We start from the raw sequence: 26,595 nt of genomic DNA, 5'->3' as shown, positions 1-26,595 counted from the left end.
CAGCGCGCAACATTCCGCGCCGTTTTCCAGGCCGTTTATCAGGGGGTCGGTCGCTATCTTTCCGCTTCAGCGGCGGCGACTCGAACTACTTTACACACCAACCCGACCCCATACAAATCGGCCCCCGCAAGCACCTCCCCGCGCCACAACCCCCGGAAATCCGCGGGTTTCAGCCCCTGCGGCGGGGTCAAAGCGCCCAGCCGTTCGACGTCGGACCGCTATGGAGTGGGTCACAGTCGGAATGCCGGCCCCGCCACGGCGGAGGGTGAAACCAATCCGATCAGCCCGTTGCACGCCGTCGTTCACCTGCCCTCACTCTCTGCGGGCGCGGGCGGGACGGCGTCGGGTGCCGCCGCATGCGGGTCGCCGCCGGCTTCGCCGGCGCCGGGCTTCCCCGCCTCCCCGCCACGCGCCGTCGTCGTCGTTGTCGTTGTCGTTGACGCCGCTGCCTTCGCACCCGAACGGCCCCGCCGCCACAGCGGTTCCAGCTCCGCCACTTCCGCGGCCGTGGCGGTCCCGAACGGAGCGTGGGCCGGCCCCGCGGGAGCCCTGCGCTCCTGGCCGCGGGTGGCCCAAAGGCTTGCGCCGATGGACACGCCGAGAATTGTGGCGATGACGCCCAGCGACAGCGGGGTGGGGATGTAGTAGATGTCGATCTTCAGCAGCATCTTGATACCGACCCAGACCAGCACGAGCGCCAGTCCGATTTTGAGGTAGATGAACCGGTGGATCAGGTCGGCGAGCAGGAAGTACATGGCACGGAGGCCAAGGATCGCGAAGGCGTTGGCGGTGAAGACCAGGAACACCTCGTCGGTGACGGCGAAGATCGCGGGGATCGAATCGACGGCAAAAATGATGTCCGTAACCTCGACCAGGGCCAGGACGGCCAGCAGCGGGGTGGCCAGCACCAGGCCGTTCTTGCGGACCAGGAATTTCTGCCCGTGGAACTTGTCGGTCATGGGCACGTACCGGCGGAAAAGTTTCAGCGCACGAGACTTCGCCGGCTCCGGGTGGTCGTTGCGCTGGCGGATCATCCGGTAGCCGGTGAAGAGCAGGAACGCCGCGAAGAGGTAGAGCACCCACCCGGCGCTGGCGATGATGGCGGAGCCCGCGGCGATGAAGATGCCGCGGAACACCAGGGCGCCCAGCACACCGAGGAAAAGCACCCGGTGCTGGTACTCACGGGGCACGGCAAAATACGTGAAGATGATCGCCCAGATGAAGACATTGTCCACCGCCAGGGATTTCTCGATCAGGTACCCGGCGAAGTACTGCTGGCCGAATTCGGCCCCGTACAGCTGCCACACCAGCGCGCCGAATCCGACGCCGAACGCGACCCAGACGGCGGACCACAACGCCGCTTCGCGGACGCCGATCACATGCGCTTTGCGGTGGGCGAACAGGTCCACCGCCAACATCAGGACGATCACGCCAAGGACGGCCAACCAGGCCCACAGAGGAACATTCATCGAAGAGCACCCGCTTCCAGTCAGTCAACACCAACTGGAGGTCTCTCCCGGCCCCAAGGGGCCTGCCCGCCGGGCCGCTCAGGGGCGGCCGTACTGACGACGGAACATTTGGGGGATACTCCCCTCCACCTAAAAAGTGAAACACACTTCACTTCTGCCGACAATGGTCGGCCGAGCATCCCCGTTGCATCCGCTCCCCCGATCTGGCTAGGGTAATTACTAAGCATGCTTAGCGTGTTGTGGGATCCACCCGCCGTCGATGTCCGGCCCTGCAAAAGGTACCGGGCGCAACGCAACCATCGGAGGAGAACTATGACTGACCAGTACACGTTCAGGAACCCCGTTACGGCGTACGAGCAGATCGAGCCGCCCGAGCAGAGCCAGCCGGAGCCCGGCCTGGACGCCAAGCTCACGCCCAGGGCGGATCTGGGCGAGGACACGTACCGCGGCACCGGCCGGCTGGAGGGCCGCAAGGCGCTCGTCACCGGCGCGGACTCCGGCATCGGCGCCGCGACGGCGATCGCCTTCGCCCGCGAGGGTGCCGACGTCGTGATGTCCTACCTTCCCGAGGAGGAAGAGGACGCCACCCGGATCGCGAACCTGATCGAGAAGGCCGGCCGCAAGGCGGTCAAGGTGCCAGGCGATCTGAAGGATTCGGCAGTGTGCCGGGAGCTCGTCGAAACCGCTGTCAAGGAACTCGGCGGCCTGGACATCCTGGTCAACAACGCCGGCAAGCAGGTCGCGCAGAAGGCGCTCGGCGACATCACCGATGTCGAGTTCGACCACACCTACAAGACCAACGTCTACGCGATGTTCTGGCTGACCAAGGAGGCGCTGCCGCACCTGCCGGCCGGCTCCAGCATCATCAACTCCACCTCCATCCAGGCCTACAGCCCTTCGGAAACCCTGGTGGATTACGCCTCCACCAAGGCGGCGATCAACAACTTCACCAAGGGCCTGGCCCAGCAGCTGGCACCCAAGGGCATCCGGGTGAACGCGGTGGCGCCCGGCCCCATCTGGACCCCGCTGCAGGCCAGCGGCGGCCAGCCCACCGAGGACCTGCCGGAGTTCGGCAAGGAGACCCCGCTGGGCCGCGCCGGCCAGCCGGCCGAGCTGGCGCCGGCATACGTGTTCCTCGCCTCGTCCGAGTCCAGTTACGTCATCGGCGAGACGCTCAACGTCAACGGCGGCATGCCGACGCCGTAGGCCCCGTCTCCGTTCACGCCAGTGGGCCCCTCCCGGACTTTCCGGGAGGGGCCCACTGGTGTTTACGACGCCGGCCCGCCCACCCAAGTGCGACGCCGACGCCCGCCCGCTCCCAGCGCTACCGCTCCGGCTGCAGGGCCTTGCTCCACAGCACAGCACCGTTGGCGTTGCGCAGGCTGACGGTGAAGACGTCGTCGGCGCCCAGGTCCACGTGGCCAAAGTACTGGGTTTCGCCGCTGCGCGGGGATTCGTTGGCGTAGGCGCCGGCCTTGAAGAACTTCACCTCTGGCCCGAACGTGCCGTCCAGGGCGTTGGGGCCGAAGCTGCCGGCGTTGATGGGCCCGGCGACGAATTCCCAGAACGGGTCGAAGTCGGTGAACGCGGCCCGCTCCGGCGCGTAGTGGTGCGCGGCGCAGTAGTGCACGTCGGCCGTCAGCCAGACCACGTTCTTAACCCGGCTGCGCTTGAATGCGGAGAGCACCCCGGCGAGCTCGAGTTCCTTGCCCAAGGGGGCGCCGGCGTCGCGGTTGGAGAGCGATTCCTGGTTGACCGGGCCGTCGGGCACCACCAGCCCCAGCGGGAGGTCGTTGGCGATGACCTTCCAGGTGGCCTTGGATTTGCTGACTTCGCGGATCAGCCAGTCGGCCTGCTCCTGGCCCAGGATGTGCGTCAGCTGCCGTTCCTTGCCGTCCGTGTTGGCGTCCTTGTAGGTGCGCATGTCCAGGCAGAAGATGTCCAGCTGCGGGCCGCGGCTGATCTTCCGGTAGATCCGGGCCGGTTCGAAGCCGGTGCCGCCGGCGCTGACCCCGGCGATGGGCTGGTACTCCTGCCAGGCCTGCCGGCCGCGGGCGGCGAGCACGTCCACGCGGCGTTCGGTGTAGCGGCTGTCGGTGAGGATCTGGCCCGGGTACCAGTTGTTGTGGGTCTCGTGGTCGTCCCACTGCGCGATCACCGGGACCTCCGCGTAGAGGGCGCGGACGTTCCTGTCCATCATGTTGTAGCGGTGCCGGCCGCGGTATTCGTTGAGCGATTCGGCCACCTTCGACACTTCCTCGGTGACGAGGTTGCGCCAGATCTTGCCGTCCGGCTCGGTCACCTGCGCGCTGATCGGCCCGTCGGCGTAGATCGTGTCGCCGGAGTGGATGAAGAAGTCCGGCGCTGTGGCGTGCATGGCCGCGTAGCCGCGCATCCCGCCGATCTCCTCGTTGATGCCCCAGCCTTGGCCGGCGGTGTCGCCGCTCCAGACGAAGCTCTGACCGCGGGCGGCGCGGCCACTGTGCAGCAGCCCGGTCTCCGGCGCGGTGCTGAACGATCCCTGCGCGGTCTCGCCGGCGTTGCCGTCGGCGTCCTCGAAGTGCAGGCTCACCGCGAAACGGGTGCCGGCGGGCAGGTGTTCGGCGTTGATCCTGGCGGTGAAGTCGGTCGCCTCACTGGCGGCGCTCCCCCGCAGCACCCGCCGGAAGGCGCGGCCGCCGCGGAGCGGGGACCCGCCGTCGTCGACGGCCAGCAGGTTCGCCACCAGCCGGCCGGGGCCCGACGCGCGGGACCACAGCACACCGGAGCCGGTGGTGACATCGCCGGTGGCGATTCCGGAGGGCAGGGTCAGGCGGTTGCGGACCAGTGCGACGCCGGCGGGCCGGGCGGCGCTGGCCGCTCCGCCCGTTGCGGGGACGACGGCGGCTGCGCCGGCGGCGGCCAGGGCACCTTTGAGGACATTGCGGCGGGTGAAATCAGTCATGGTGCCATCCTTGACTGCCCGCGTAAACCGGTGGTGGCGGGAGCGTGAACAGCGCCGGGCCAATGGATGCGCCCGGCGCTGGTGCCTACCGGAACCAGAGGGTGGGCGGGAAGGCCCGGTTCGCCGACGCGTAGGGTTCGCTCGGCAGGTTGCCGGCTTTCCACGGTTCGTCGGACCGGACCTCCGGGGTGTGGCCGTGGCCGTCCCGCAGGATGGCGACGAACGTGCCGGGGATCGCGACCAGGGCGGATCCGGCGAGCAGGACTGCAAGTACTTCCATGGTGATGCACCTCGGTGGTGGGTGGCGGGTGGATGGCTTCAGTGTCTGCGGGCACCGTGTGAGCAGGCGTGTGAGGACGTTCCGGCGGTAAAATTCGGTATGGCCGACACCTGGATTCGGCTCCTCGGCCCGCCCCGGATCGAACCCCCTGACCCAGCACCCACGGACCTTGACTCCGCGGGCGGGGCTCCCCCGCAACCCCGCGGCCGCAAGGCGTGGGCGGTGCTGGCCTACCTCGCCCTAAACCCGGCCGGCGTTGGCCGCGCGCGGACCGCCGCGCTCCTGTTTCCCGACGCCGCGGATCCCCTCGGCGCGCTGCGCTGGAACCTCTCCGAGCTGCGTCGGGTGCTCGGCGGCGCGGCGATCGCGGGCGATCCCCTGCGGCTGGAGCTGCAGCCGGGCTGGCGCTGCGACGTGCTGGAGCTCCTGGGTTCGGCAGGGGGCCGTGACGTCGATCCGCGCCGGTTCGAGGGCCAGCTGCTGGAAGGCCTGAACTTTGCTGACAGCCCGGTGTTTGAATCCTGGCTCGCGGACCAGCGCTACCGGATTGAGAACGCGCTGCAGTCCTTGCTCTACGACGCCGCGCTGGCGGCGCTGGCGGCCGGCGCCCCGGCGGACGCCTCCGCCCTCGCATCCCGGGCGCTGCAGCGGGATCCGTTCAACACCGACTGCACCGCCGTGCTGGTCAAGGCGCTGGTGGCCCTCGGTGAGCAGCGCCGCGCCCGCGAGCAGGTCACCAAGTTCGGCGAGCTGTACCGCGCGGAGCTGGGGCTGCCGCTGCCCGAGGAGGTCCGCCGAGCGCTGTCGGAACCGGGGACCGCCGCGGATTCCGGCACCCCGGCGAACGCTGCCACCGTGCGGTCCTACCTCGACGCCGGTGCAGCCTCGCTCTCGGCCGGCGCGGTGGACCGCGGGCTGGCGCAGCTGCGCCTCGCCGTCGAACTGGCCCAGCGGGCGGGCGAACGACACCTGCTGGCCGAGTCGCTGGTGACACTGGCCGGGGCGGTCATCCACCAGGCGGGCGGCCGCGGCGCCGAGGTGGCGGACTTCCTACACCGCGCGCTGACGGCGGAGGCGCCCGACGGCGGCTCCCGCACCGCTGCTGCCGCGTACCGGGAGCTGGGCTACCTGGCGGTGCAGCGCGGTGTGCCGGACCGGGCCGCCGGCTGGCTGGAGCGGGCGATGAGGGCCGCGAGGAGGTTCCCGGACGAGCAGTCGAGGATCCTGGCAATCCAGGGCATGCTGGCCTCGGACACCGCGCGCTACGCAGATGCGGTGGCCGCTCTGACCGAGTCGGTGCGGCTCGCCGCAGAGGCCGGGAACCGCCGGCAGCAGGCGTTCGGGGAGGCACTGCTGGGCCGGGTCCACCTCATCCGTGGCGAACTTGGCCCGGCCGGGGCGTGCCTGGACCGGGCCCTGGCCGGGGTGGCCGCGGAACACTGGACGGCGTTCGAGCCGTTCGTGGCCGGGCTGCGCGGCGAGACGTATCTGGCGGCAGGGGAGCTCGAGCAGGCGGCAGCGCTGATCGACCGGTCCTGGGTGATGGCGGAGCTGGCCGGTGACCACTGCTACATGGCCCTCGCGGCCGGGGCCGAGGCGCGGCTGTTCCTGGCACACGGCGATCTGGCCGCCGCCGAACACTGGGTGGGCCGGGGCATGGCGCCCAGCCCGTGGTACCTCTGGTACTCGGCCCGGCTGCTGGACGTGGCGGCGGAAGTGGCATTGGCCTCGGGTTCGCCGCGGGCCTCCGAGTTCGCGGACCGGCTGGGTGCGTTGGCCAGCCGGTCCGGGATGCGTGAGTTTGCCGTGCGGGCGCAGTCGCACCGGGCGGCCCTCGGCGATGCGGGCGCCGCCGAATCCGCGCAGTGGCTGGCGAAGGAGATCGACAACCCGGTGCTGGCCGGGTGGGTGGCGCGGCGGCAGGCGGGGCACCGGGCCGGGTGAGGCGGCCGACGTCGGGCGCTTCCGATGGGGAAAACGGTTGGTGCGAGGCGGATGCTCTATCAGCTTTGGCTGTTCCGACGGGCTCAGACCAGCCATAACTGACAGGGCATCGGCAGCAAGGCAGCCTTCACGCGTGCGCGGTTTCCACGAACGGGACCTGGCCGGCGTACTGCTGGTAGAGCTTGACCGCTTCGTCGACGTCGATGTGGCCGATGTCCAGGGAGACGGCGAGGCTTTCGAGCTGGGCGCTGCAGGTTTCGGCGGCGCTGACCCGGTCCGCGACGGAACGCGAGGTGGCGAAGTTGGTGGACAGCGCGGCGGCGACGGAGAGGATCACGGCCAGCAAGCACAGCACCCGCCAGACGATCGAGTCCTCGCTGAGCGAGAGCAGGTTTGCCGTGGCGTGGGTGAATCCCGTGCCGCCCACCGCGGGGCCGGCGGTGAGTGCAGCGGCCAGTCCGCTGCCCACAATGCTGACGTTGGAGAGCCGGTTCCGGCGGGGCCGTTCGCGGGCCAGGTAGGCGCGGACGGCGCGTTGCTTCTCGTCGATCCGGTCGGACAGTTTCTGCCGGGCGTCTGGTGATTCGCTCATGATCCTTGTGCCAGCTTCCCTCGCCAATCCCTGGGGGCCGCGTGGTGGCGAACGCGGACAGCAACAGGATGCTCCCGCACGTGGACGGTGTCTAGGCCCCAACTGACTCGCAGTTGTTGTCGTTTTGGGGCCTCAAAACGACAACAACCGCGAGCTACTTGGGCACGCTTGGCACATCCGGGTTAAACAAAAGCAGGGCCCGTCCGAAGACGGGCCCTGCTGGAAACCTAACGGTTCCGGGTATCTAAGGAAATTAGATAGCCTGGATGTTGGTGGCCTGAGGACCCTTGGGGCCCTGCTCGGTTTCGAAGGAGACCTTCTGGTTCTCTTCGAGGGAGCGGAAGCCCGAGGAGTTGATCGCGGAGTAGTGCGCGAAAACGTCCTGTGAGGAGTCATCGGGGGAAATGAAGCCGAAGCCCTTTTCAGCGTTAAACCATTTGACGGTACCAGTAGCCATTATTTTTGTCCTTCGTGAAGGTGGAGGAACTGTCCCGACTTTCGGGTCCTCCTGTTTGGGGTGCTCAAAACCGCTGCTTCAGAAGAACACGGGCTTTCGACCGTGCGTACTGCCTGAACTACGAACTGCATAAACACAACAACAAGAACTACTCTACAGGACGGATGGGCGGAGGATTACCACTCGTCATCATCGGCGCCCTTTGGGACGCCCCCGCCGCGCGCCTACCTACGAGACGGATTGCCGCGTCCGGCCGAGGTCCGCTGCCGACGACGTCGTTCCCACCTCGTGCGCGATGCCCGGTTTCGCCGGGGGATCCGCGCGGTCGCGGCGGCCGCCGAGCCGCCTCTCCACGGCCCGTCCTGCGGCTATGGAGAGGCGCTGGGCGGGCTGCTCCACGAAGCGGTAGAACAGTTCGGCCACCGCGAACGAGGCAACCGCGGAGACGGCGAGCGCCAGCGGAAGCGAGACTGACCGTAGCAGGGTGACGCCGGCCAGGATGATCGGCAGGTGCACCAGGTAGAGGCTGAAGGAGATCCGGCCCAGCCATTGGGCAACGGCGGTGTCTCCGAGCTTCTTCGCGGAGCCGGACAGCAGGAACACCAGGACGAGCAGCGTCGCGCCGACCGTTACCAGCGCCTCGACGCCGTCGACCGGTTTGGCGGGGCTGAACCATTCTGCGTTAGCCAGGACCAGGCCGGCGGCGGTGACAGGCAGCCAGACGAAGCGCGGCCACGAGCGGGTCAGCTCGCGGATCCGTTCGCGTTCGGCACCGAGGATCGCGCCGATGGCGAAAATGGGCAGGTAGATCAGCCAATCGATGTGCTGCACCGCGCCCACCGCGGCCAGGGCCACGACGATGCCGAGCTTCAGGTGCCAGAAGCGCCGCCAGCGGAGGGCACCGAAGACGTACACCGGCAGCAGCAGGGAGAACAAGATCTCCCACCGGAGGGTCCACAGCGGGGTGTTGATGGTGCTCGCGCCCAACAGAAGCAGGCCGTCCTTGGCGACCTGGCCCACGCTGGGGTCGGTGACGTACATGTTCGCCCAGGAGCTTTGCAGGGAAGACACTGTGCGTGGGATAGTCACGACCAGCGCGACCGCCACGGCTAAGGCCGCCCAGGCTGGCAGGTAGAGACGCAGCAATCGCTTGGCGTAGTACGTGGTCCAGCGGGTGGCCTTGTCCCCGCGGGTGAACGGCAGGATCAGGACAAAGCCGGACAGCACAAAGAAGACGTGGACCGCGGGAGTGCCGTTCCAAAGGACGTGCAGCGGGGAAAATACCGCCCAGTGCCCCGCAGCGTCGAGTGGTGCGGACCGGTCATCGAAGACCACATTCCCGATTCCCGGGAGCGTGGAGAGCAAATGGCAGGCGATGACCACCAGGGCGGCTATCCCGCGGAGGCCGTCCAATTGGGTGACTCGTTTTTGACCAGACTGATTCGGCATCAGCCCTATGTTACCAGTTCGTTACATTGGGGCGGGTGGCTGGTGTTAGCTCGCAGGCATGGATTCGCGCCCTCGCAGTCTGGTTCCCGACGGAAAATTCCCGGGCACATCCTCCCGGACACGCAGCGACATGGCCTCTGAAACCGGGCGCTTTCCGGGTAATGACTACTCGTGACACGGGATCACCGCGCCTATAACTTGAGCTTCACTCGGTACGGGTCGAGGTACAGGTGCCAAGCGGGGAGGCAACCATGCGTAAGGGTGCGACACTGGCCTCCACTGCGCAGGCAATCGAGGCGGCCGCGCTCCGCGGCCCAGTCCGCAAGGGCCCCACACCGATATCCGAGAAAATACTTTTCAACTATGCCACCGTTGCGCCGATGAGCCGGGCCGCTTATGAAGCCGCACGCACATTCATGGCGGATTTTTACCTCTACGGGCCCCCCGAAGTGCTCTACCAATACGACACACTGGCAGACGACATGGCCACCGAAGCCGCCCGGCTGGTCAATTGTGCGGCTGAAGAAATCACGTACCTAAAAAATACGACCGAGGGCATCATCATGGCGAGTGAGGCCCTGCCGCTGCAGCGGGGCGATGAGGTACTGGTGCTCGGCAACGAATATCCCGCGAATCTGCTGCCGTGGTTGCGCAAGCGCCACGACGGCGTGACGGTGAGGGTAATTACGGGCCGCGACAATGAAGGCGCGTTCCTGCGTTTGCTCGAGAGCATCGGCCCGCGAACAAGGGCCATAAGCATCTCCTCGGCCCAGCAGTACGACGGATTCATGCCGGCCCTCGGCTTACTTTCGCGCAAGTGCCGCGGCCTGGGCATCTTCCTGGTTGTCGACGCCGTCCAGCACGTTGGTGCGCGGAGGATTGATCTAACCAGGACCCCGGTGGACATCCTGGTCTGCGGCGGCCAAAAGTATCTGCGCGCCGGCATGGGGATCGGCTTCATGTACGTCAACCGGAACGTCATGCCCCTCCTGCGTGACAGCAAAGCGGGCATTCGCAGCGTGGAACATTTCGACGAGAATTCCTACGTGCTCAAAAGTACGGCCGCCCGGTTTCAGGATGGGACCCAAAATGTCAGCGGCCTGGCGGCACTCCATGCAGCGCTCCGGGAAACCAACGCCATCGGGATGGGCGCCATCGAACAGAAAAACCTTGAGCTCCTGGCGGGGATCAAGGGTATTCTGCACGAACACAACCTGGACTTCATTGATCACGGCACGCATCAAAGCAACATCGTCTCGCTACGCATCCCTGATCCGGCCGGCCTATGCGGATTCCTGACGGAACGGGGCGTCTACCTAAAGCCCATCCAGGACGTGGCCCGACTCTCCTTCATCCACGAGTCCAAGCTGGAAGACGTCGAGGTTTTGGCCCGGCTCGCCCGAGAATTCCTCGACGGTAGCAGAAGCTAGCGTTCGCGCGGGTGATCGCGGGTGATCGCGGGTGACGCCGCCAGTAACGCCGCCAGCGAGCGGGGCCGGGGCGGTATGGGCAACGGTTCAGCGGGCGGGGCCGGGGCGGTGCGGGCGGCCACGGGCTTAGTGGGCAGGGTTAGCGGGCAGCGGCTTGCCTGGGAGACCAATTAACTCTTGGCATGATGATGGACGGCTCGATGTTGTCTTTGTAGCGGCGCGTGAACTCGAGCATGGCGGCCAATTCCGCCTGCAGCCGGGCCTCCAGGTCCCTGTGACAGGCCCTGATTGCCTCATGCACTTCCACGTGGGGTTCCAGCTTGCCGGTCGCTTCCTGGCGGGGGTTGGTGACATGCTCGATTTTGACCGAGGAATCGATTTCTGCGAGTTTTTGGGCTATTTCACCGACACTCAGACGATGGGTGAAGTTGTGCACCATCAGGTGTTCACCGGCCTCGACGTCGAGGTCGATCAACTTGAGGAAGTTGTCGACCGTGTCGGTCAGGCTGATCAGGCCGGTCTTCTGGGTCCCGTCGCCATAAACAGTCAGGGGATGGCCGACGACGGCCTGGCAGACAAAGCGATTGATGACCGTGCCAAAGACGGCGTCGTAATTGAATCTGGCGGCCAGTCCGCCACGCTCAGGTGAATGGTTTTCCGGAACTGTCGCTCCAAAGATGGTGGCTTGCTGGACTGTCATGACCTTCAAGCCCCACATTTTTGAACAAAGGTCATCGATCAGCAGGTCAGTGATCTTCGATTGATGGTAAAAGTCGGTGGCTTGCATCGGAAGGAAGCTTTGCAGGACCTTGTGCTGCCGGCCTTCATGTTCGAAAGCGAAGTCGTGCTTACCGAGCGGGACCGCATCGGTGTCGGTGGCCATGTAGCAGCCTCCGGAGCCAAGCTTGATGTATTTAGTGGCTCTGCTCAGGTGCGCGATAGCCCACAGCACGTTGAGGTGGCCGACGATATTATTCGTAAAGGTGGCTGCCGCATTCTCCGCACTGCTCATTGAGAACGGCGCCGAGGGCTGCTGGGCGCCGTTGATGACGACGGCGGGCCGGTACTTCGCAATTACCTTCTCAACAGCCTTCGGGTCCAGGAGTTCGACATTCTCGAATGAAAGATTCTGTTTCCCGAAGATCCGTTCATATTCGGCGATGCGCGCTTCGGGGCTCCGGAGTGGCACCAGGACCTTGGCCCCAGCCTCTTCTTCCCAGCGGCGCTTGATGAGGTTATCCACCAGAACCACCTGCCGGCCGGTGCGGTTGGCCAACGCCAGTCCCAGCGTCCAGCCCAAATACCCGTCACCGCCAAGAATCATGAGCATATTGTCGTTCGTCTCAATCATGGCTGACCCCATGAAAATCACGCTTTCCGCTTTTACAAAATGCATGAGTGGTTCCGTAATTCGAGAACGTAGAGCAAACACTGCCCATGAGTCAATGCTTTGGGTCAGCTCACGGTGCGGCTTCCGGCTGGTCGCACGGGAGTAGTCCCGCAGGATTCACTCGCCCTGCTGCTCCCCGGAGCAAATTCCGCCGGATGGAGCAATCCGCCGCTCAATGTCCTCCGAATTGCTGGCATAAGCATCGGAACGGCCGAACCACAGGTCGCTCCCTCACCGCAAGCCCGCACCCAAGGAGCCAGCATGACAACCACGACCCACAACCGGACCGCAGCCCGCACCACCGTCCAGAAGGCGAGCCTCGCCGTCGGCGCCGTCTTCCTGCTGGTCGGCATCCTGGGCTTCGTCCCGGGCATCACCACCAACTACGAGTCGCTGCAATTCGCCGGCCACCACTCCGAGGCCATGCTGCTGGGACTGTTCCAGGTCTCGGTCCTGCACAACATCGTCCACCTGCTCTTCGGCGCCGCCGGCCTGCTGCTGGCCCGTACCGCCACCGGCGCCCGCTCCTTCCTGCTCTACGGCGGTGTCATCTACCTGGTCCTGTTCGTGTACGGCCTGGTAGTTCCCGAAGATTCGGCCGGCGACTTCGTGCCGCTGAACAGCCTGGACAACATCCTGCACCTGGTGCTCGGCGCCGGCATGATCGCGCTGGCAGTCATCCTCACCAAGGGCCGCGCCAAGGCACACGCCTAAGCCAGCGCCGCACGGAGCACCGCGCCTCCACGACAACCGTGCCCGCCGGAACCCGGCGGGCACGGTTGTCGTGTCAGGTCTTGTCACGCAGTTAACTGCGCATTCATGTCTTCCTTGGATTGGGTCAATCCGGCGTGAATAGCGTGGCGGGCATGGACAACATTTCGCGCAGATCCGTTCTTTCCGCCGGCCTCGGAGCGGGGCTCGTCGCCGCCTGGCCGGGGGCCGCCGTCGCCGTTTCCACCGCGGACGACGCCGGTCTCCGCACCGATCCGTTCCGGCTCGGCATCGCCTCCGGCGAGCCGTGGCCGGACGGTTTCGTGATCTGGACCCGGCTGGCGGTGGACCCGGTGGCCGGGGACGGGCTGGGCGGGATGCCCGCACGCAACGTCGCGGTGGCGTGGGAAGTGGCGGAGGACGCAGGCATGCGCACGGTGGTGGCCCGCGGCGTCGAGCACGCCCGGATCGAGACCGCGCACTCGGTGCACGTGGAGCTGAAAGGCCTGCGGCCGGGACGCGAATACTTCTACCGGTTCCGCACCGGCCGGCACATCAGCCCGGTGGGCCGGACGCTGACCAGCCCGGCACCGCACGAGGTGCCGGCGGCGCTGGCCATGGCGTTCGCCAGCTGCGCGCAGTACGAGCACGGTTACTTCACCGCCTACGCCCGGCTGGCCCAGGACCACCCGGACCTGGTGCTGCACTTGGGCGACTACCTGTACGAGTACAAGAAGGACAGCTACGTGATCGGCGGCAGCAACCCGCGCGACCACGCAGGACCGGAGACGGTGAACCTGGCCGGCTACCGGCAGCGGCACGCGCAGTACAAGGCCGACGCCGACCTGCAGGCCGCGCACGCCGTGGCGCCGTGGCTGGTGGTGTGGGATGACCACGAGGTGGACAACAACTGGGCGGACGACGTCCCGGAGAACCGCGATGCCGGGCAGCTGAACGACACCACCCAGCACTTCCGGCAGCGCCGCGCCGCCGCGTTCCAGGCCTACTACGAAAACATGCCGCTGCGGCGCTCGTCCGTGCCGGCGGGTGCCGACATGAAGATCTACCGGAAGCTGCAGTGGGGCCAGGTGGCCAACTTCCACATGATGGATACCCGTCAGTACCGCGACGACCAGCTCGCCGGCGACGGCTGGCGGAAGAACGTTACCGAGCGCCTGGCGGAGGACCGCACCATCACCGGCGCGGAGCAGGAGAAGTGGCTGCTGGAGGGGTTCCGGAACTCCACGCAGCGCTGGGACATTCTGGGCCAGCAGGTGTTCTTCGCCGAGCGGGACCGGAACCAGGCACCGGAGATCGACGACGTCTCCATGGACGGCTGGGACGGCTACGCCGCGTCACGCCGCCGCATCACGCAGGGCTGGGTGGACGCGGACGTGCGGAACGCCGTCGTCCTGACCGGCGACGTGCACCGCAACTGGGCCAACGACGTCAAGGTGGACTACAAGGAGCCGGCCTCCCCCGTGGTCGGCTCCGAACTGGTGTGCACCTCGATCACCTCGACCGGCAATGGCACCGGCTCCACCACGGACGCCACGATGGCCTGGAACCCGCACCTGAAGTTCTACAACGACAACCGCGGCTACGTGAACACCCGCATCACCAAGGACGCCATGACCGCCGCCTTCCGGACGCTGGACTACGTCACGACGCCGGGCGCACCGGTGAGCACGAAGGCGTCGTTTGAGATCCGGGACGGGGTGCCGGGGCTGCAGTAGCGGGGGCAGAACACCGGCGGTCTGTACCGGGCGCGGCCCCGGGCATATCCTGCAGAAAGACCTGTTCAATGGCCCCCATTTCCGGGAGGTACGCATGGAAATGCCCAAAGCGTCCGACGCCGACAAGGAGCACTTCCGCTCGCTGATTCCGGACCATCCCGGGGTGGTCATCAAGCCGATGTTCGGAAACCTCGGGGCGTTCGTGAACGGCAACATGTTCGCCGGCTTGTTCGGCTCCACCATTGGCGTGAAGCTTTCCACTGCGGATCAGGCGGCGCTCGAAAGTTCGGAGCGGACCGTTCCGTTCGGCCCGGCCGAGCGCCCTATGGGCGGCTACACCGGATTGCCGGAGGTCTGGAACGGCGACGGCGGCGGCACCGGCGAGGAGCGCGCCAGGGCCTGGGTGGAAAGGGCGTTCGAGTATGTGGCCGGGCTGCCGCCTAAGGCCCCGAAGGCGGCCAAGGCCTCCAAGGCACCGAAAGCGCCGAGGAAGTAGCCATTCCCTCCCCCGGCGCGGGACCTGTCCAGTCGGCCGACACCCTGGTGGTCGGCGCGGGGCAGGCCGGCCTGGCGACCAGCTGCTGGCTGAGCCGGTACGGCGTCGACCACTACGTGTTGGAACGGCGGAGGGAGCTGGGCGGTGCCTGGCAGGACCGCTGGGATTCGTTCTTCCTGAACACCCCGAATTTTTCGTTCCTGCTGCCGGAGCTGAGCTACGACGGTCCCGAGCCGGACGCCTTCCTCCCCCGGGATGAGGTGATCAGACTGTTCCGCGACTACGCCGCGCGGATCAAGGCGCCGGTCCGGCTCGGCACGGAGGTGACCCGGGTCGGCGTCGTCGACGGCCGCTTCACGGTGGAGACCAATCAGGGCCGCTGGCTCGCGCGGAACGTGGTCCTCGCGAACGGCGCCTTCCAGCGGCCGCGTTTTCCGGCGTCGGCAGGCAATCTCCCCGGGCACATCCGCCAGCTGCACAGCCACGACTTCCGCAACGCGCAGCAGCTTCCCGACGGCGCCGTGCTGGTGGTGGGCACCGGGCAGTCGGGCGGGCAGATCACCGAGGACCTGCTCGACGCAGGCCGGGAAGTCCATCTGTCCGTCTCCACCTGCCCTGAGGCTCCGCGGCGGTACCGCGGCCAGGATGTTTTCCAGTGGATTCTGCAGGTCAACCTCCACGGCCCCGAATTCGGCATCAACGGCCTCCAGGCGGACCATCTGCCGTCACCGGCCGCGCGGTTCATGTGCAACCCGCTGATCTCCGGCAACGGCGGCGGCCATGGCATCCACCTCCGCGACCTCGGCCGCCGGGGCGTCCGCCTGCACGGTCGGTTCGAGGGAACGGACGACGGCGGCCTCGTCTTCAGCGACGATCTCCCCGCACGCCTCGCCTTGGTGGAGGCGGGGTTCCGCGAGCGCCTTGGGCGGATGGCCGACGGCTACATCGCCGCGGCAGGCATCGACGCCCCGCCCGCGGAACCCGCGCCGGCGGACGACTGGCTGCCCGCAGATTCGGGGGCGCGGCTCGATCTGGCTGCCGAGGGCGTCACCTCGGTCATCTGGTGCACCGGCTACGGCCTGGACTTTGGCTTCCTCGACGCGCCCGTGCTGGACGAGTGGAACTACCCGCGGCACCGCCGGGGCGTCACTGAGGTCCCGGGTCTCTATGCCGTGGGCCTGCCCTGGCTCACGAAGCACCTCTCGGCCACGCTGTCGGTGGTGGGCGACGACGCGAAGTTCGTGGCAGAGCACATAGCGGGGCGGTGACGGCGCGCGCTACCTCCGGGAGGCCCCCGGTCCGGCGGCGCAAACCTGCGCCCGAAGCTCGGCGTCCCGGAAGGCCTGGTCCCAGTCGTCCTTGTCACCGGCGACGACCCACCGGCGCTGGACCGACCACCGGGACAGATAGGCCGGCGCCGGAGCCGGGGCGGGGCTCGGGATAGCGCGCGGGACGGCTGGAGCGTTGTGGTGGAGCTTCGCTGCCGGGGCGGCCCGCGGGGCGACGCGGTGTCGGGTGCGTACATGTTTGACGATCGCCACGGTCAGGACCAGCGCGAGGACGAACAGCCACGTTGCGGCGATCACGTAGACCACCACGGCCAGGAACAACAGGAACCCAAGAATTCGTGCCATGGCAGCATTGTTCCAACCCAGACCCGGGATGGGAACACCCGACTGTTACCCGGCGCAGAAGCTCTCCGCCGAGCCAGCTTCAGGCGGCGCCATGGGGCCCGGAGCCACCCAACCCGCAGCGTTGCCGGGGCCCGCATAGTCCCGGCAACGCCCGGCGCACCGCACAGGGTCCCGGCCCCTACGGATGCACCAGCACCTTCACCGCTGTGTCCTTGTGGTTGATCAGGGTGTCGAAGCCCTGTTCCACGAGGTCGTCGAGCGCGATCCTTCCGGTGATGAAGGGCTTGAGGTCCACCTTGCCCTCCTGCACCATCCTGATCACGGCGGGGTGGTCCCGGACGTAGGCGATGGTGCCGCGCAGGTCGATCTCCTTGAGCACCAGCTTCTGCATGTCCACGGTGGCGGGCGCGCCCCAGATGGACACGTTGACCACCACTCCCCCGGGCCGGACGGCGTCGAGCATGGTGTCCAGCACCGCGTTCACGCCGGCGCATTCGAAGGCGACGTCGGCTCCGGTCCCGCCGGTGAGTTCCAGCACCCGGGCCGGAACGTTTTCCAGGCTGGGGTCCAGCACGTGGTCCGCCACCCCGCTGGAGACGGCCTTTTCCTTCCGGGCCTGGGTCAGTTCGCTGATGATCGTGGTCACGCCCATGCCCTTGAGGACGGCCGCGGTCAGCAGCCCGATGGGGCCCGAGCCGCCCACCAGGGCCACGTCGCCGGCCTTGGCGCCGCTGCGCGCCACCGCGTGGTGGGCCACGGAGAGCGGTTCGATCAGCGCCGCCTCGTCCAGCGGGATGTCGCCGATGGGGTGCACCCACCGTTGGTCCACCACGATCTTTTCGCTGAGCCCGCCACCGCCGCCGGAGAGCCCAATGAAGCCCATCTGCCGGCACAGGTGGTAACTGCCGGCCTGGCACATGTCGCAGTCGCCGTCCACAAAATACGGTTCGACGACGACGTTGTCCCCCACCGCGAGCCCGTCCACGCCTTCGCCGATCTCAGAGACGGTCCCGGAAAACTCGTGCCCCAGGGTCACCGGCGACTCCTCGTGCGAGAGCGGGTGCGGGTGCCCCGGCGCCGGGCAGAAAATGGGGCCTTCCAGGTATTCGTGCAGGTCAGTGCCGCAAATGCCGCACCACGCGACGTCGATCTTCACCGCGCCGGCCCGGAGCTCCGGCTCCGGGACGTCCTCGATCCGGATGTCCTTGCGGCCATGGAAACGTGCTGCCTTCATGATGGTCCTTCCAATCAGTGGGACGGATATGGGGTTTCACCGGGCCAACCGGCGGCCGGTGGCCGCCTGTTGGGTCCAGCCGGCGGCCGCCGATTGAGCCCGGTCAGCGGGTGTGGTGGCTTGGCTGCAGTTCGTAAACAGGCGTTTCGAGTCCTTCCATCCGGGCCTTCAGCTGCAGGGCCAGGTAGGCGGAGTAGTGCCGGCTCTGGTGCAGGTTGCCGCCGTGGATCCACAGGCTGGGTACATTGGTCGGCTTCCACATGTTGCGCAGCTCACCCTCCCACGGACCAGGGTCCTTTGGCGTATCCGAGCCGTATCCCCAGCATTTTCCTACTTTGTCCGCGATTTCGGGAGAGACCAGGTCCGCCAGCCAGCCGTTCATCGAGCCGTAACCGGTGGCGTAGACAATAAGGTCCGCCTCCAGCTCGGTCCCGTCGTCCATCACGACGGCGTTGCCGGTGATCTTGGCGACCTGGCCGGACTTCAGCTTCACCCGCCCGTCGATGAGCAGCTGGGAAGCGCCGACGTCGATGTAGTAGCCCGAGCCGCGCCGCAGGTACTTCACGAACAGGCCGGACCCGTCCACGCCGAAGTCCAGGTCGAAGCCGGCGGCCTCGAGCTGGGAGTAGAACTCCGCGTCCCGCTCGGCCATCTGCTGGTACACCGGTACCTGCGCGCCGGGCAGCACCCGCATGGGAAGCGAGGCGAACAACAGGTCCGCCTTCTCAGTGGTGATGCCGTTGGCGAGCGCCCGCTCCGAGTAGAGATCACCCAGGGCCAGGTCCATCAGCGACTCGCTGCGGGCGATGTGGGTGGAGGACCGCTGCACCATGGTGACGTCGGCGCCGTGCTCCCAGAGGTCCGCGCAGATGTCGTGCGCCGAGTTGTTCGAGCCGATCACCACGGCCTTCTTGCCCGTCCAGTCCCCGCCGCCGGGGTGTTGCGAGGAGTGGCGCTGCTCGCCCAGGAAACTCTCGGCGCCATCGAACGCGGGGATGCTCGGGTAGCCGGAGACGCCCAGGGCAAACACCAGCTGCTTGGGCCGCAGCGTCACCGGTTCGCCGTTGCGGACGACGTCGACCGTCCATTCCTGCGTGCCGTCGTCGTACGCCGCTCCCACGCACTCGGTGCCGGACCAGTAGTTCAGCTCCATGATCCGGGTGTAGTGCTCCAGCCAGTCGCCGATCTTGTCCTTGGCGGCGAAGACCGGCCAGTCGTCCGGGAACTTCAGGTACGGCAGGTGGTCGTACCAGACGGGATCGTGCAGGTGCAGGGACTTGTAGCGGTTCCGCCAGGAGTCGCCGGGGTTCTGGTTCTTCTCGATGATGACGGTGGGCACGCCGAGGCGCCGCAGCCGGGCGGCGAGGCCGATGCCGCCCTGCCCGCCGCCGATGATCACGCAGTACGGCTGCTCCTCGTAGCCGAGCCGGGCTTGCTGCTCTTCCTTCAGTTCCAGCCAGGACCGGCGGCCGCGGACGATCTGATGGGCCACGCCCTGCTCACGGCGCGGGCCTTTCTTCTCCTCGAAGCCCTTCAACTCCTGCATGGTGGTCAGCAGCGTCCAGCACTTGCCGTTCCGCAGCCGGAGGTGGCCGTAGCCGCGGGCGTCGCCGGTCTCGAACGTGATCCAGGCTTCCACGGCGTCGGCGTCCCCGGTGGCATCCTCCGCGAGCGCCCAGCCCGCGGGCTGTACGCGTTCCAGTGTCGCTTCCAGCATGCGTCGGATGTCCGCCTTACCCTCGAGGGTCTTCAGGTTCCAGGTGAACGCCACGAAGTCGCGCCAGTAGCTGTCATCCTCGAAAAGCTCCAGGGCCGCGTCCAGGTCGCGTCGTTGCAGCGCGTCATCAAAGCGCGCCAGCCAGGCCTGCGCGGCAGCGGTTGGTGTTCCGGTCATCTCCACTCCTTTGTGATGTTGCCAGGTGAGCCCCGTCCCGCCGGTACCCTGCGATATGCTGGGGCGAGCGTGAGCTGCATCACCATTGGAGCGCGCCGGGGGTAACAGCGGCGTTACACGCCCACCGGTCCGGCACTGCCGCCGACTGCGGGGAGGAGCTGAGTGGACTACGGCCTGAGGTTCTCTGACCCGGCACGGTATGCACGGACGCTGCGCCGCGCACATGAACTCGTCATCTCCGGTGTCCCGCGCCCCGAAATCCCCGCCAGCCTGGCCGATTCATGGCACCGGGCCATGGCGCTGGGCATCAGCCCGGACCAGCACAGCCCGCGGCACCTGCACGAGGTGTCCGAGGTGCTGGAGCTCCGGCGGGAGCACCGGCTGCAACGCGTGATGCCGGCCCTGCATGAGCTGCTGGCCGACGATTCGCGGAGCGGCCGGCACTTGCTGGTGTTGACCGATGCCAGCGGCGAGATCCTGTGGCGGGTGGGCAGCCCGGCCGTCCTGCGGCAGGCCGACCGGCTGGAGTTCCTGGAAGGTGCGGACTGGTCCGAGGCCGGGATCGGCACCAACGCCATCAGCGAGGCCCTGGTCACCGGTAGCCCGGTGCAGCTCTTTTCCGCCGAGCACCTGGTCCGCACGCACCACGAGTGGGCGTGTTCGGCGGCGCCCATCACGGATCCGGCCACCGGGCGGGTGCTGGGCGTGCTGGACGTCTCGGGGCCGCTGGACACGATCAGTGTGGACACCCTGCGGATGGTGCGGTGCGCCGTGCGGGTGGCGGAGTCGCTCCTGGGGACGCCCGACGGCGGGACGTCCGCGGGTGCGCCGTCGGGCCCCGGGGGGCAGCGCCCCCGCGAGCGCCTGCGCGGCCCGGTCGACTCGCCGCCGAGGGCGGCTGTGGCGTCCCTGGAACTGCTGGGCGACAAGCCCGCGGCGGTGCTGGCCGACGGCAGCCGCGTGCCGCTGACGCCGCGCCGCGCGGAGATCCTGGCGCTGCTGGACTCCCGCGCCCAGGGCTGGGCCGCGGAGGAGCTGGCCTACGAACTGCACGGCGACGCCGGGACTCCGCAGGCCATCCGCACCGAGATGTTCCGGCTCCGGTCGCTGCTCGGCGAGGCGGTGCTGTCCAACCCGTACCGGCTGGCCGCGGACGTGGCCGGCCGGTCCGACTCGGGGCGGGTGCTGGGGCAGCTGCGCGAGGGCCGGGTGGCGGAAGCGCTGGAATCCTACCGGGCTCCCCTCCTCAGCCGGTCCGGCGTTTTAGCGGTCCAGCTGCTCCGGGACCAGTTGGACCTGGCCGTGGGATCGGCCGTACGCGCCAGCGCCGACCCCGGGCTCCTGATGCGGTGGCTCTCCACGGACATGGGATCCGCCGACGCCGAGGCGGCGGAGGTCCTGGGAGCGCTGCTGGGTCGCGGGGACCCGCGGTACCTAGCGTTCCGCGCCTCCGCCGGCGCCTGACCGGGCCCGGAGACAGGCTGCCGGGGCTGGCGGCGAAGTTGAACCCATTGGCCGAACGGGCAAGGCGGGGGCCGCGCAACAGGTTATTGACCGCCGTATGGGGCGGGGGTAATTTACGAGTAGCCGTGCTGTAACCCGTTGAGACGAGGGCGAACCCCGTCTCGGAATCACGCCAAGGCAGACCGCGTAACGATGCTGGGTTGCCAAGGTGCATAAGGTCTCCGCCGCTGTGGAAGCCTGCGGCATAGGCTTTTGCCCTCCACGACCCAGGGCCCCATCGGCTGCTAAACCAAATACCCGGCACTGCCCCGGTGGCCGTGCCCAGTTGCCCGGGCATGCCCGGCCCGGGTGAATCGGAGTACACGGTGGACAACAGCTCTTTCCAGGCCCTCCAGGAGAAAGTGCGGGGCCAGGTCATCACAAGCGATCAGGCGGACTACGACACCGCTCGTGCCGTCTTCAACGGAATGATCGACAAACGCCCTGCAGCCATCCTGCGCGTGTCGCAAGTCGCGGACGTCATGGCAGGCGTGAACTTCGCGCGGGACACCGGTTTGGACCTGGCGCTGCGCGGCGGCGGCCACAGCGCACCCGGGTTCGGGACCTGCGACGGCGGCCTCGTCATCGACTTCACAGGCTGCCGGGGCGTGCGCGTGGATCCTGCCAATGCGACCGCACGTGCCGAAGCCGGAGTGACGTGGGCGGACTTCAACCACGCCACGTGCGCCTTCGGCCTTGCCACCACCGGAGGCATCATTGGATCAACGGGTGTTGCTGGTCTAACCCTCGGCGGAGGCATCGGCTACCTCGCCCGCAAGTACGGACTCTCGTGCGACAACCTGAAATCCGCGGACGTAGTGACCGCCGACGGGAAGTTCCTGGTCGCCAGCGACACGCAAAACGAGGACCTCTTCTGGGCGCTGCGCGGCGGGACCGGCAACTTCGGCGTCGTGACTTCCTTCGAGTTCAACCTTCACCCGGTGGATGTTCTCTACGGCGGAGTGATCATCTACCTTCTGGAACACGCCGACGCGGTGGCACGGCTCTACCGGGATTACATCGCCACCGCACCGGAGGAAATGGGAGTGTTCCTGGGCTTCCACCAGGGGCCGCCTGTCCCCTTCCTGCCTGAGGAATATCACGGGAAGCCCGTGGTGGTGCTGGTGGGCGGCTGGGCTGGCCCCCACGACGAAGGGGAGCGTCAATGGCAGCCGTTCCTCGACGTCGCGCCCGCCGCCGGTTCCTTCCTGGGTCCCATTCCGTACACGGTGCTAAATACACTCTTCGACCCCATGTATCCCAAGGGCCTGCAGGCCTACTGGAAGTCCGCGTTCCTGCCCCGCCTGAGCGACGACGTCGTCCGTGTCGCTGAGAAGTTCGGCGAGGCCATTCCGAGCGTCCAGACGGCCAACCACTTCTATCCCATTAACGGTGCCGTCCAGCGGGTCGGGCGGGACGAGACCGCGTTCCCCTACCGCGACGCCGACTTTGCAGTGGACATTGCCTGCCACTGGGAGGATCCGGCAGACAATGACGCCAATAGGAAGTGGGTGCGCGACTACTATGCCGAACTCCACCCCCTCGGATCCGGTGCGGGCTACGTGAACTTCCTCGACGCCGACGACCAGCCACACATCGAGGACACCTACGCGGGGAACTACGCCCGCCTCGCCAAAGTGAAGGCCAAGTACGATCCCGGCAACCTCTTCCACATCAACCAAAACATCAAACCGGCAGGCTGACACTTCCAACAACCCGGCGAGTGCATGCGGTTGGTACGCCGGGTGGGTCACCGGTTCCCAGGAGCTGAGCATGCGGGAGCAGCAGGACATTGTTGTCATCGGCGGCGGTCAGTCCGGGCTCGCGATGAGTCGGGTGCTGCAGCAGCAGGGCCGCGACCACGTCGTCCTGGAGCGCGGGCGGGTCGGTGAGCGCTGGCGGACCGAGCGATGGGATTCCCTTCGCTTTCAGTTCCCGAACTGGACCCTGCAGCTGCCTGGCTACGCATATCAGGGGCCCGATCCGGAGGGGTTCGCCCACTACCGCGGGATCCTTCGTCTCCTGGAGGACTACGCGGGGCACATGGCGGCGCCCGTGCGTGAACACGCCGAAGTCCAGGGTCTCGCGGCGCTGGGCGGGGACGAGGGCTTCGAGCTGTCCCTGGCGGACGGGTCCATCCGCGCGCGGAACGTCGTCATCGCGACGGGGCCCTTTCAGCTTCCCCGGATCCCCACCGTGGCGCACGAGGTCCCACGATCGGTCCTGCAGCTCGACCCCACGCGCTACCGGCGTCCCGAGGCCCTGCCGGAAGGTGCCGTGCTGGTTGTCGGCAGCGGGGCCTCCGGCACCCAGATCGCCGATGAGCTGCTCCGTGCCGGACGCCGCGTCTACCTCTCGGTCAGCAGGCACCGGCGCGCCCCGCGGCGCTTCCGGGGCAAGGACGCCTACTGGTGGTTCGACGCACTGGGCCGTTTCGCGCAAACCATCGACAGCTTTCCCGGGCGTCAGTACCCGCCGTCGACGGTCGTGACAGGGGTGAACGGCGGCTACGACGTCGACGTTCGCAAGCTTGCGGCAGCCGGCGCGAACGTGATTGGCCGGGTCACCGGAGCGTCAGGCGGCGGGCTGGGGGTGCAAGCCAACGCGAATCAGATCCTCGATGAGGCCGATCAGGCGTACGCCGGATTCGTGGCGGCAGCCCGGGACTTCATCAACAGAGGCGGTGAGGATGGGCTCACCGAGGCGGACCCGGGGGAACCAGAGCCTCTTCCCGGTGTACAGGAGGTCGAGTCGCTGAGTCTCCCGGCGGAAGGCATTACCACTATCGTCTGGGCGACGGGGTACGGCTACGACTATGGCTGGGTCAGGATTCCGGTGTTCGATGCCCGCGGCCGGCCCGCCCAGCAGCGCGGCGTCACCGCCGTTCCGGGCCTTTACTTCCTTGGGCTGCACTGGATGCACACGTTCAAGTCCGGGCTGCTCTCGGGTGTGGGCGACGACGCCGAATTCCTGGCCGATCAGATGTCTCGGGGGCGCCGTCGTTAGAGATAGTCCCCGGCCCGTTCGCGGGCGATTTCGAGCAGTGTGGAATGGAAGGCGACCTCTGCCGGGGCGTAGACCTTGTCCTGGCGTTGGGCCAGGAGTACCCGCCGCAGGGGCGCGGCCGAGCCGAGGCTGATGACCCGGACGTCCGGGTGCTGCAGGGCCACAGCCGTCTTCGGCACCATGGCCACGCCCATGCCGACGCTTACCATCGCCTGCGCTTCCTGGTAGTCGTTGGCCAGGAAGCCGATGGTCGGTTCGAACCCGGCCTCGTGGGCGGAACGCTGCAGCACCTCGACGACGGGGTGCGCCTCGGCCCGCACGATCCACGATTCCTTGCGGAGCTCCTCCATCCGGATCTCCTCGCGGTCGGCCAGCGGATGGCTGCGGGAGACCAGCAGGACCGTGCTTTCCTGGAAGACCTCCGTGATCCGGATCGAATCGTCATGAAAACGGTTCCAAGGGTAGTCCCAGAGCAGGCAGAGCCCGGTCACGCCGGACTGCAGATCGCTCACCAGGTCATCGAAGCGCGCACTGCGCAGGGACAGGCCAATCGCCGGGTACCTCTTCTTGAAGGCCCGGATGACCACCGGCAGGAACGAGCCGGCGAGCGTCGGGAAGGTGCCGATGGTCAGCGAGCCCCGCTTGAGACCCGCGATCTGGTCCAGGTCCGACTGGGCGGCCCGCATCTGCCCGATGACCTTGCGCGCGTGCCCGGCGAGGACCTGCCCGGCCTCGGTGGGCACCACTCCGCGGGAGCGGCGGTTCAGCAGCGGCTGCCCGACTTCCTGCTCGAGCTTCCGCAGCTGCTGCGAAACGGCGGAGGGCGTGTACATCATCAGCTCGGCCGCGGCGGTGATGGACCCCTGCTCCACCACCTCCACCAGCAGGGCAAGGCGCCGGATGTCGAACAATTCCCGCTCAGGATCGTTAAGCAACGCTTCGCCCTTCTGTTGAATCTGTTAATTCTATACATTCACCGCTTGATTCCGGGGATAAAGCCAGCGGTTTCCGACGGCCGCCCCACCTGAGGCGGGCAGCAATGGGCCGTAGGCACAGTGAATGAAGCATCACTACACTCCCTTGCAGAAATCCAACCTTGTCTTCATTTGTGATCTGGATCAATCTCGAATCAAGCCCTTGAACAATTCGGGGCAGAACCGAAGCAAGGAACAGACCATGAAGATCGAAGCGGAGTGGATGCGCGGAGGCACCAGCAAATGCTGGGTCTTCGAAACCGGGCAGCTGGATGAAACCGGGACCAGCCCGGACGTCCTGCTGCCCCGGCTGTTCGGCAGCCCCGACCACCGGCAGATCGACGGCGTCGGCGGCGCCACCTCCACCACCAGCAAGGCGATGATCCTGCACCGCCCCGCCGACTCCGGCGTCGACGTCGAATTCACGTTCGCCCAGGTGGGCATCGAGGAAGCTGCCGTGGATTGGGGCAGCAACTGCGGCAACTGCTCGGCCGTGGTGGGCCTGTACGCCATCGAAAAGGGCTGGGTGGTCCCCACCGGAGACGTCACCCGGATCGTCACCCGGAACACCAACACCGGCCAGGTCATCATCCAGCGGGTGTCGACACCGGCCGGAGCCCTTCCGATCGTCCCTCAGGCCCAGATGCCCGGCGTCCCGTTCCCCGGCTACCGGGTGGGGCTCGGCTTCCTGGACCCCGCCGGAAAAACCACCGGCAGGCTGCTTCCCACCGGATCAGCCACGGACGTCATCGTCGCCGGCGGGACCCGCTGGACTGTCTCCATGGTCGACGCCGGAGCGCCGGTCGTCGTGCTGCGCGCCGAGGACCTGGGCCTCGACCCGGAGCGCTACGGCAACTGGACCGCCGGGCTGGAACTGCAGCTGGACACCCTGGAACACATCCGGCGCCAGGCAGCCGTGCGGATGGGTCTCGCATCGGCTCCCGGCGAAGCCGCCCGCGCCGTCCCCAAGGTCGCCGTCGTGGGCGCCCCTGCCCCGTCCGACGCCGAAAGCGACGTCGCCGTCGTCATGCTCTCGATGGGCAAGCCGCACCCGGCCCTGGCCATCACCGGAAGCATCGCCCTGACCCTCGCGGCCCGCACCCCCGGCACGCTGCTTGCCGACATCACCGGCGGCACCGCTCGCCCCATCCTGCGGCTGCGCACCCCGGCCGGGGTCATCGAAACATGGAGCGAGGAAAGGGACGGGCAACTGCTGGTCGGCGTCGACCGCACAGCCCGCACCATCGCCACCACCACCATCCACCTTCCCGAGGCCCTCGGCACCGCCGTCGACGCCTCCTTTGCCAGCGCTACTCGATGAGGAGAAAGCATCATGACTAACATCGCAGAAAAGACTGCAGAAGAAACCGTAGAAAAGGAGCCGCAACAGGCCGCCCCCGTCGACACCCGGGCCGAGCCCTCCGGGCGTCCCGACCGCCGCCGCCGTATCCT

22 protein-coding genes are annotated in these 26,595 nt (G+C 67.4%); 11 read left to right on the top strand and 11 right to left on the bottom strand.

Going from position 1 to position 26,595, the window contains the following annotated elements:
* Positions 1-302: 302 nt before the first annotated feature.
* Positions 303-1,469, bottom strand: a complete 1,167-nt coding sequence (locus AC1DH3_RS16465) for a TerC family protein (protein WP_476909792.1) — start codon at positions 1,467-1,469, stop codon at positions 303-305.
* A 312-nt stretch (positions 1,470-1,781) separates the two neighbouring features.
* Here AC1DH3_RS16465 and AC1DH3_RS16460 point away from each other — a divergent pair, with 312 nt between their 5' ends.
* Entirely contained in the window at positions 1,782-2,675 is an 894-nt protein-coding gene (locus AC1DH3_RS16460) for a glucose 1-dehydrogenase (protein WP_476909791.1), read from the top strand.
* A 118-nt stretch (positions 2,676-2,793) separates the two neighbouring features.
* Here AC1DH3_RS16460 and AC1DH3_RS16455 read toward each other — a convergent pair whose 3' ends face one another.
* Positions 2,794-4,413, bottom strand: a complete 1,620-nt coding sequence (locus AC1DH3_RS16455) for an alkaline phosphatase D family protein (protein WP_476909790.1) — start codon at positions 4,411-4,413, stop codon at positions 2,794-2,796.
* 85 nt (positions 4,414-4,498) lie between these two features.
* Positions 4,499-4,693, bottom strand: a complete 195-nt coding sequence (locus AC1DH3_RS16450; RefSeq protein WP_441419460.1) for a hypothetical protein — start codon at positions 4,691-4,693, stop codon at positions 4,499-4,501.
* Between the two features lie 99 nt (positions 4,694-4,792).
* Between AC1DH3_RS16450 and AC1DH3_RS16445 the strand changes: the two genes are divergently transcribed.
* Positions 4,793-6,637 carry an AfsR/SARP family transcriptional regulator gene (locus AC1DH3_RS16445; protein WP_476893041.1) on the top strand — a complete coding sequence of 615 codons (1,845 nt, stop codon included), beginning with the start codon at positions 4,793-4,795 and terminating at the stop codon, positions 6,635-6,637.
* A gap of 127 nt (positions 6,638-6,764) precedes the next feature.
* Here the strand turns inward: AC1DH3_RS16445 and AC1DH3_RS16440 are convergent, their stop codons facing one another.
* The 3 genes from AC1DH3_RS16440 to AC1DH3_RS16430 form a co-directional block, all read right to left on the bottom strand.
* Positions 6,765-7,229, bottom strand: a complete 465-nt coding sequence (locus AC1DH3_RS16440; RefSeq protein WP_476893042.1) for a hypothetical protein — start codon at positions 7,227-7,229, stop codon at positions 6,765-6,767.
* 253 nt (positions 7,230-7,482) lie between these two features.
* Complete coding sequence (locus AC1DH3_RS16435; protein ID WP_011690916.1) at positions 7,483-7,686, bottom strand: cold-shock protein; 204 nt, start codon at positions 7,684-7,686, stop codon at positions 7,483-7,485.
* Positions 7,687-7,914: 228 nt separating this feature from the next.
* A complete protein-coding gene (locus tag AC1DH3_RS16430; protein ID WP_441419463.1) occupies positions 7,915-9,135 on the bottom strand; it encodes an acyltransferase family protein in 1,221 nt (406 codons plus the stop codon).
* 251 nt (positions 9,136-9,386) lie between these two features.
* On the opposite strand from AC1DH3_RS16430, the gene AC1DH3_RS16425 reads away from it, so the two are divergent.
* On the top strand, positions 9,387-10,565 hold the full coding sequence (locus tag AC1DH3_RS16425) for an aminotransferase class V-fold PLP-dependent enzyme (RefSeq protein WP_441419464.1): 1,179 nt from the start codon (positions 9,387-9,389) through the stop codon (positions 10,563-10,565).
* A 139-nt stretch (positions 10,566-10,704) separates the two neighbouring features.
* On the opposite strand, the gene AC1DH3_RS16420 is transcribed toward AC1DH3_RS16425, so the two are convergent.
* Positions 10,705-11,961: an NAD-dependent epimerase/dehydratase family protein gene (locus AC1DH3_RS16420; RefSeq protein WP_441419465.1), complete on the bottom strand. Its 1,257-nt coding sequence runs from the start codon at positions 11,959-11,961 to the stop codon at positions 10,705-10,707.
* 255 nt (positions 11,962-12,216) lie between these two features.
* On the opposite strand from AC1DH3_RS16420, the gene AC1DH3_RS16415 reads away from it, so the two are divergent.
* From AC1DH3_RS16415 to AC1DH3_RS16400, 4 genes are all read left to right on the top strand, one after another.
* A complete protein-coding gene (locus AC1DH3_RS16415; RefSeq protein ID WP_441419466.1) occupies positions 12,217-12,669 on the top strand; it encodes a DUF4383 domain-containing protein in 453 nt (150 codons plus the stop codon).
* A gap of 152 nt (positions 12,670-12,821) precedes the next feature.
* A complete protein-coding gene (locus AC1DH3_RS16410; RefSeq protein ID WP_441419467.1) occupies positions 12,822-14,402 on the top strand; it encodes an alkaline phosphatase D family protein in 1,581 nt (526 codons plus the stop codon).
* A gap of 94 nt (positions 14,403-14,496) precedes the next feature.
* The gene (locus AC1DH3_RS16405) at positions 14,497-14,898 is read left to right on the top strand and encodes a TfoX/Sxy family protein (RefSeq protein ID WP_441419468.1); all 402 of its coding nucleotides are present in this window, start codon (positions 14,497-14,499) and stop codon (positions 14,896-14,898) included.
* 47 nt (positions 14,899-14,945) lie between these two features.
* Positions 14,946-16,166, top strand: coding sequence for a flavin-containing monooxygenase (locus AC1DH3_RS16400; RefSeq protein WP_476909789.1), 1,221 nt, complete (start codon positions 14,946-14,948; stop codon positions 16,164-16,166).
* A 9-nt stretch (positions 16,167-16,175) separates the two neighbouring features.
* On the opposite strand, the gene AC1DH3_RS16395 is transcribed toward AC1DH3_RS16400, so the two are convergent.
* The 3 genes from AC1DH3_RS16395 to AC1DH3_RS16385 all read right to left on the bottom strand — a co-directional run bounded on the left by AC1DH3_RS16395 (position 16,176) and on the right by AC1DH3_RS16385 (position 19,660).
* Positions 16,176-16,532, bottom strand: a complete 357-nt coding sequence (locus tag AC1DH3_RS16395) for a hypothetical protein (RefSeq protein ID WP_476909788.1) — start codon at positions 16,530-16,532, stop codon at positions 16,176-16,178.
* A 178-nt stretch (positions 16,533-16,710) separates the two neighbouring features.
* On the bottom strand, positions 16,711-17,766 hold the full coding sequence (locus tag AC1DH3_RS16390; RefSeq protein ID WP_476909787.1) for a 2,3-butanediol dehydrogenase: 1,056 nt from the start codon (positions 17,764-17,766) through the stop codon (positions 16,711-16,713).
* Positions 17,767-17,869: 103 nt separating this feature from the next.
* On the bottom strand, positions 17,870-19,660 hold the full coding sequence (locus tag AC1DH3_RS16385; RefSeq protein WP_476909786.1) for an NAD(P)/FAD-dependent oxidoreductase: 1,791 nt from the start codon (positions 19,658-19,660) through the stop codon (positions 17,870-17,872).
* 162 nt (positions 19,661-19,822) lie between these two features.
* On the opposite strand from AC1DH3_RS16385, the gene AC1DH3_RS16380 reads away from it, so the two are divergent.
* The 3 genes from AC1DH3_RS16380 (at position 19,823) to AC1DH3_RS16370 (ending at position 24,169) form a co-directional block, all read left to right on the top strand.
* On the top strand, positions 19,823-21,124 hold the full coding sequence (locus AC1DH3_RS16380; RefSeq protein WP_476909785.1) for a GAF domain-containing protein: 1,302 nt from the start codon (positions 19,823-19,825) through the stop codon (positions 21,122-21,124).
* Between the two features lie 365 nt (positions 21,125-21,489).
* A complete protein-coding gene (locus AC1DH3_RS16375; protein ID WP_476909784.1) occupies positions 21,490-22,866 on the top strand; it encodes an FAD-binding oxidoreductase in 1,377 nt (458 codons plus the stop codon).
* 70 nt (positions 22,867-22,936) lie between these two features.
* A complete protein-coding gene (locus AC1DH3_RS16370) occupies positions 22,937-24,169 on the top strand; it encodes an NAD(P)-binding domain-containing protein (protein WP_476909783.1) in 1,233 nt (410 codons plus the stop codon).
* Here the strand turns inward: AC1DH3_RS16370 and AC1DH3_RS16365 are convergent.
* The gene (locus tag AC1DH3_RS16365; protein ID WP_476909782.1) at positions 24,166-25,104 is read right to left on the bottom strand and encodes a LysR substrate-binding domain-containing protein; all 939 of its coding nucleotides are present in this window, start codon (positions 25,102-25,104) and stop codon (positions 24,166-24,168) included. The two genes, AC1DH3_RS16370 and AC1DH3_RS16365, sit on opposite strands and share 4 nt — an antisense overlap.
* A 241-nt stretch (positions 25,105-25,345) precedes the next feature.
* Here AC1DH3_RS16365 and AC1DH3_RS16360 point away from each other — a divergent pair, with 241 nt between their 5' ends.
* Entirely contained in the window at positions 25,346-26,464 is a 1,119-nt protein-coding gene (locus tag AC1DH3_RS16360) for a PrpF domain-containing protein (protein WP_476909781.1), read from the top strand.
* The last annotated feature ends 131 nt before the right edge of the window (positions 26,465-26,595 follow it).

Source organism: Arthrobacter sp. 05L428 (genome assembly GCF_056397665.1).
The sequence above is the reverse complement of the archived record's forward strand: the minus strand, read 5'-3'. Positions and strand labels throughout refer to the sequence as shown.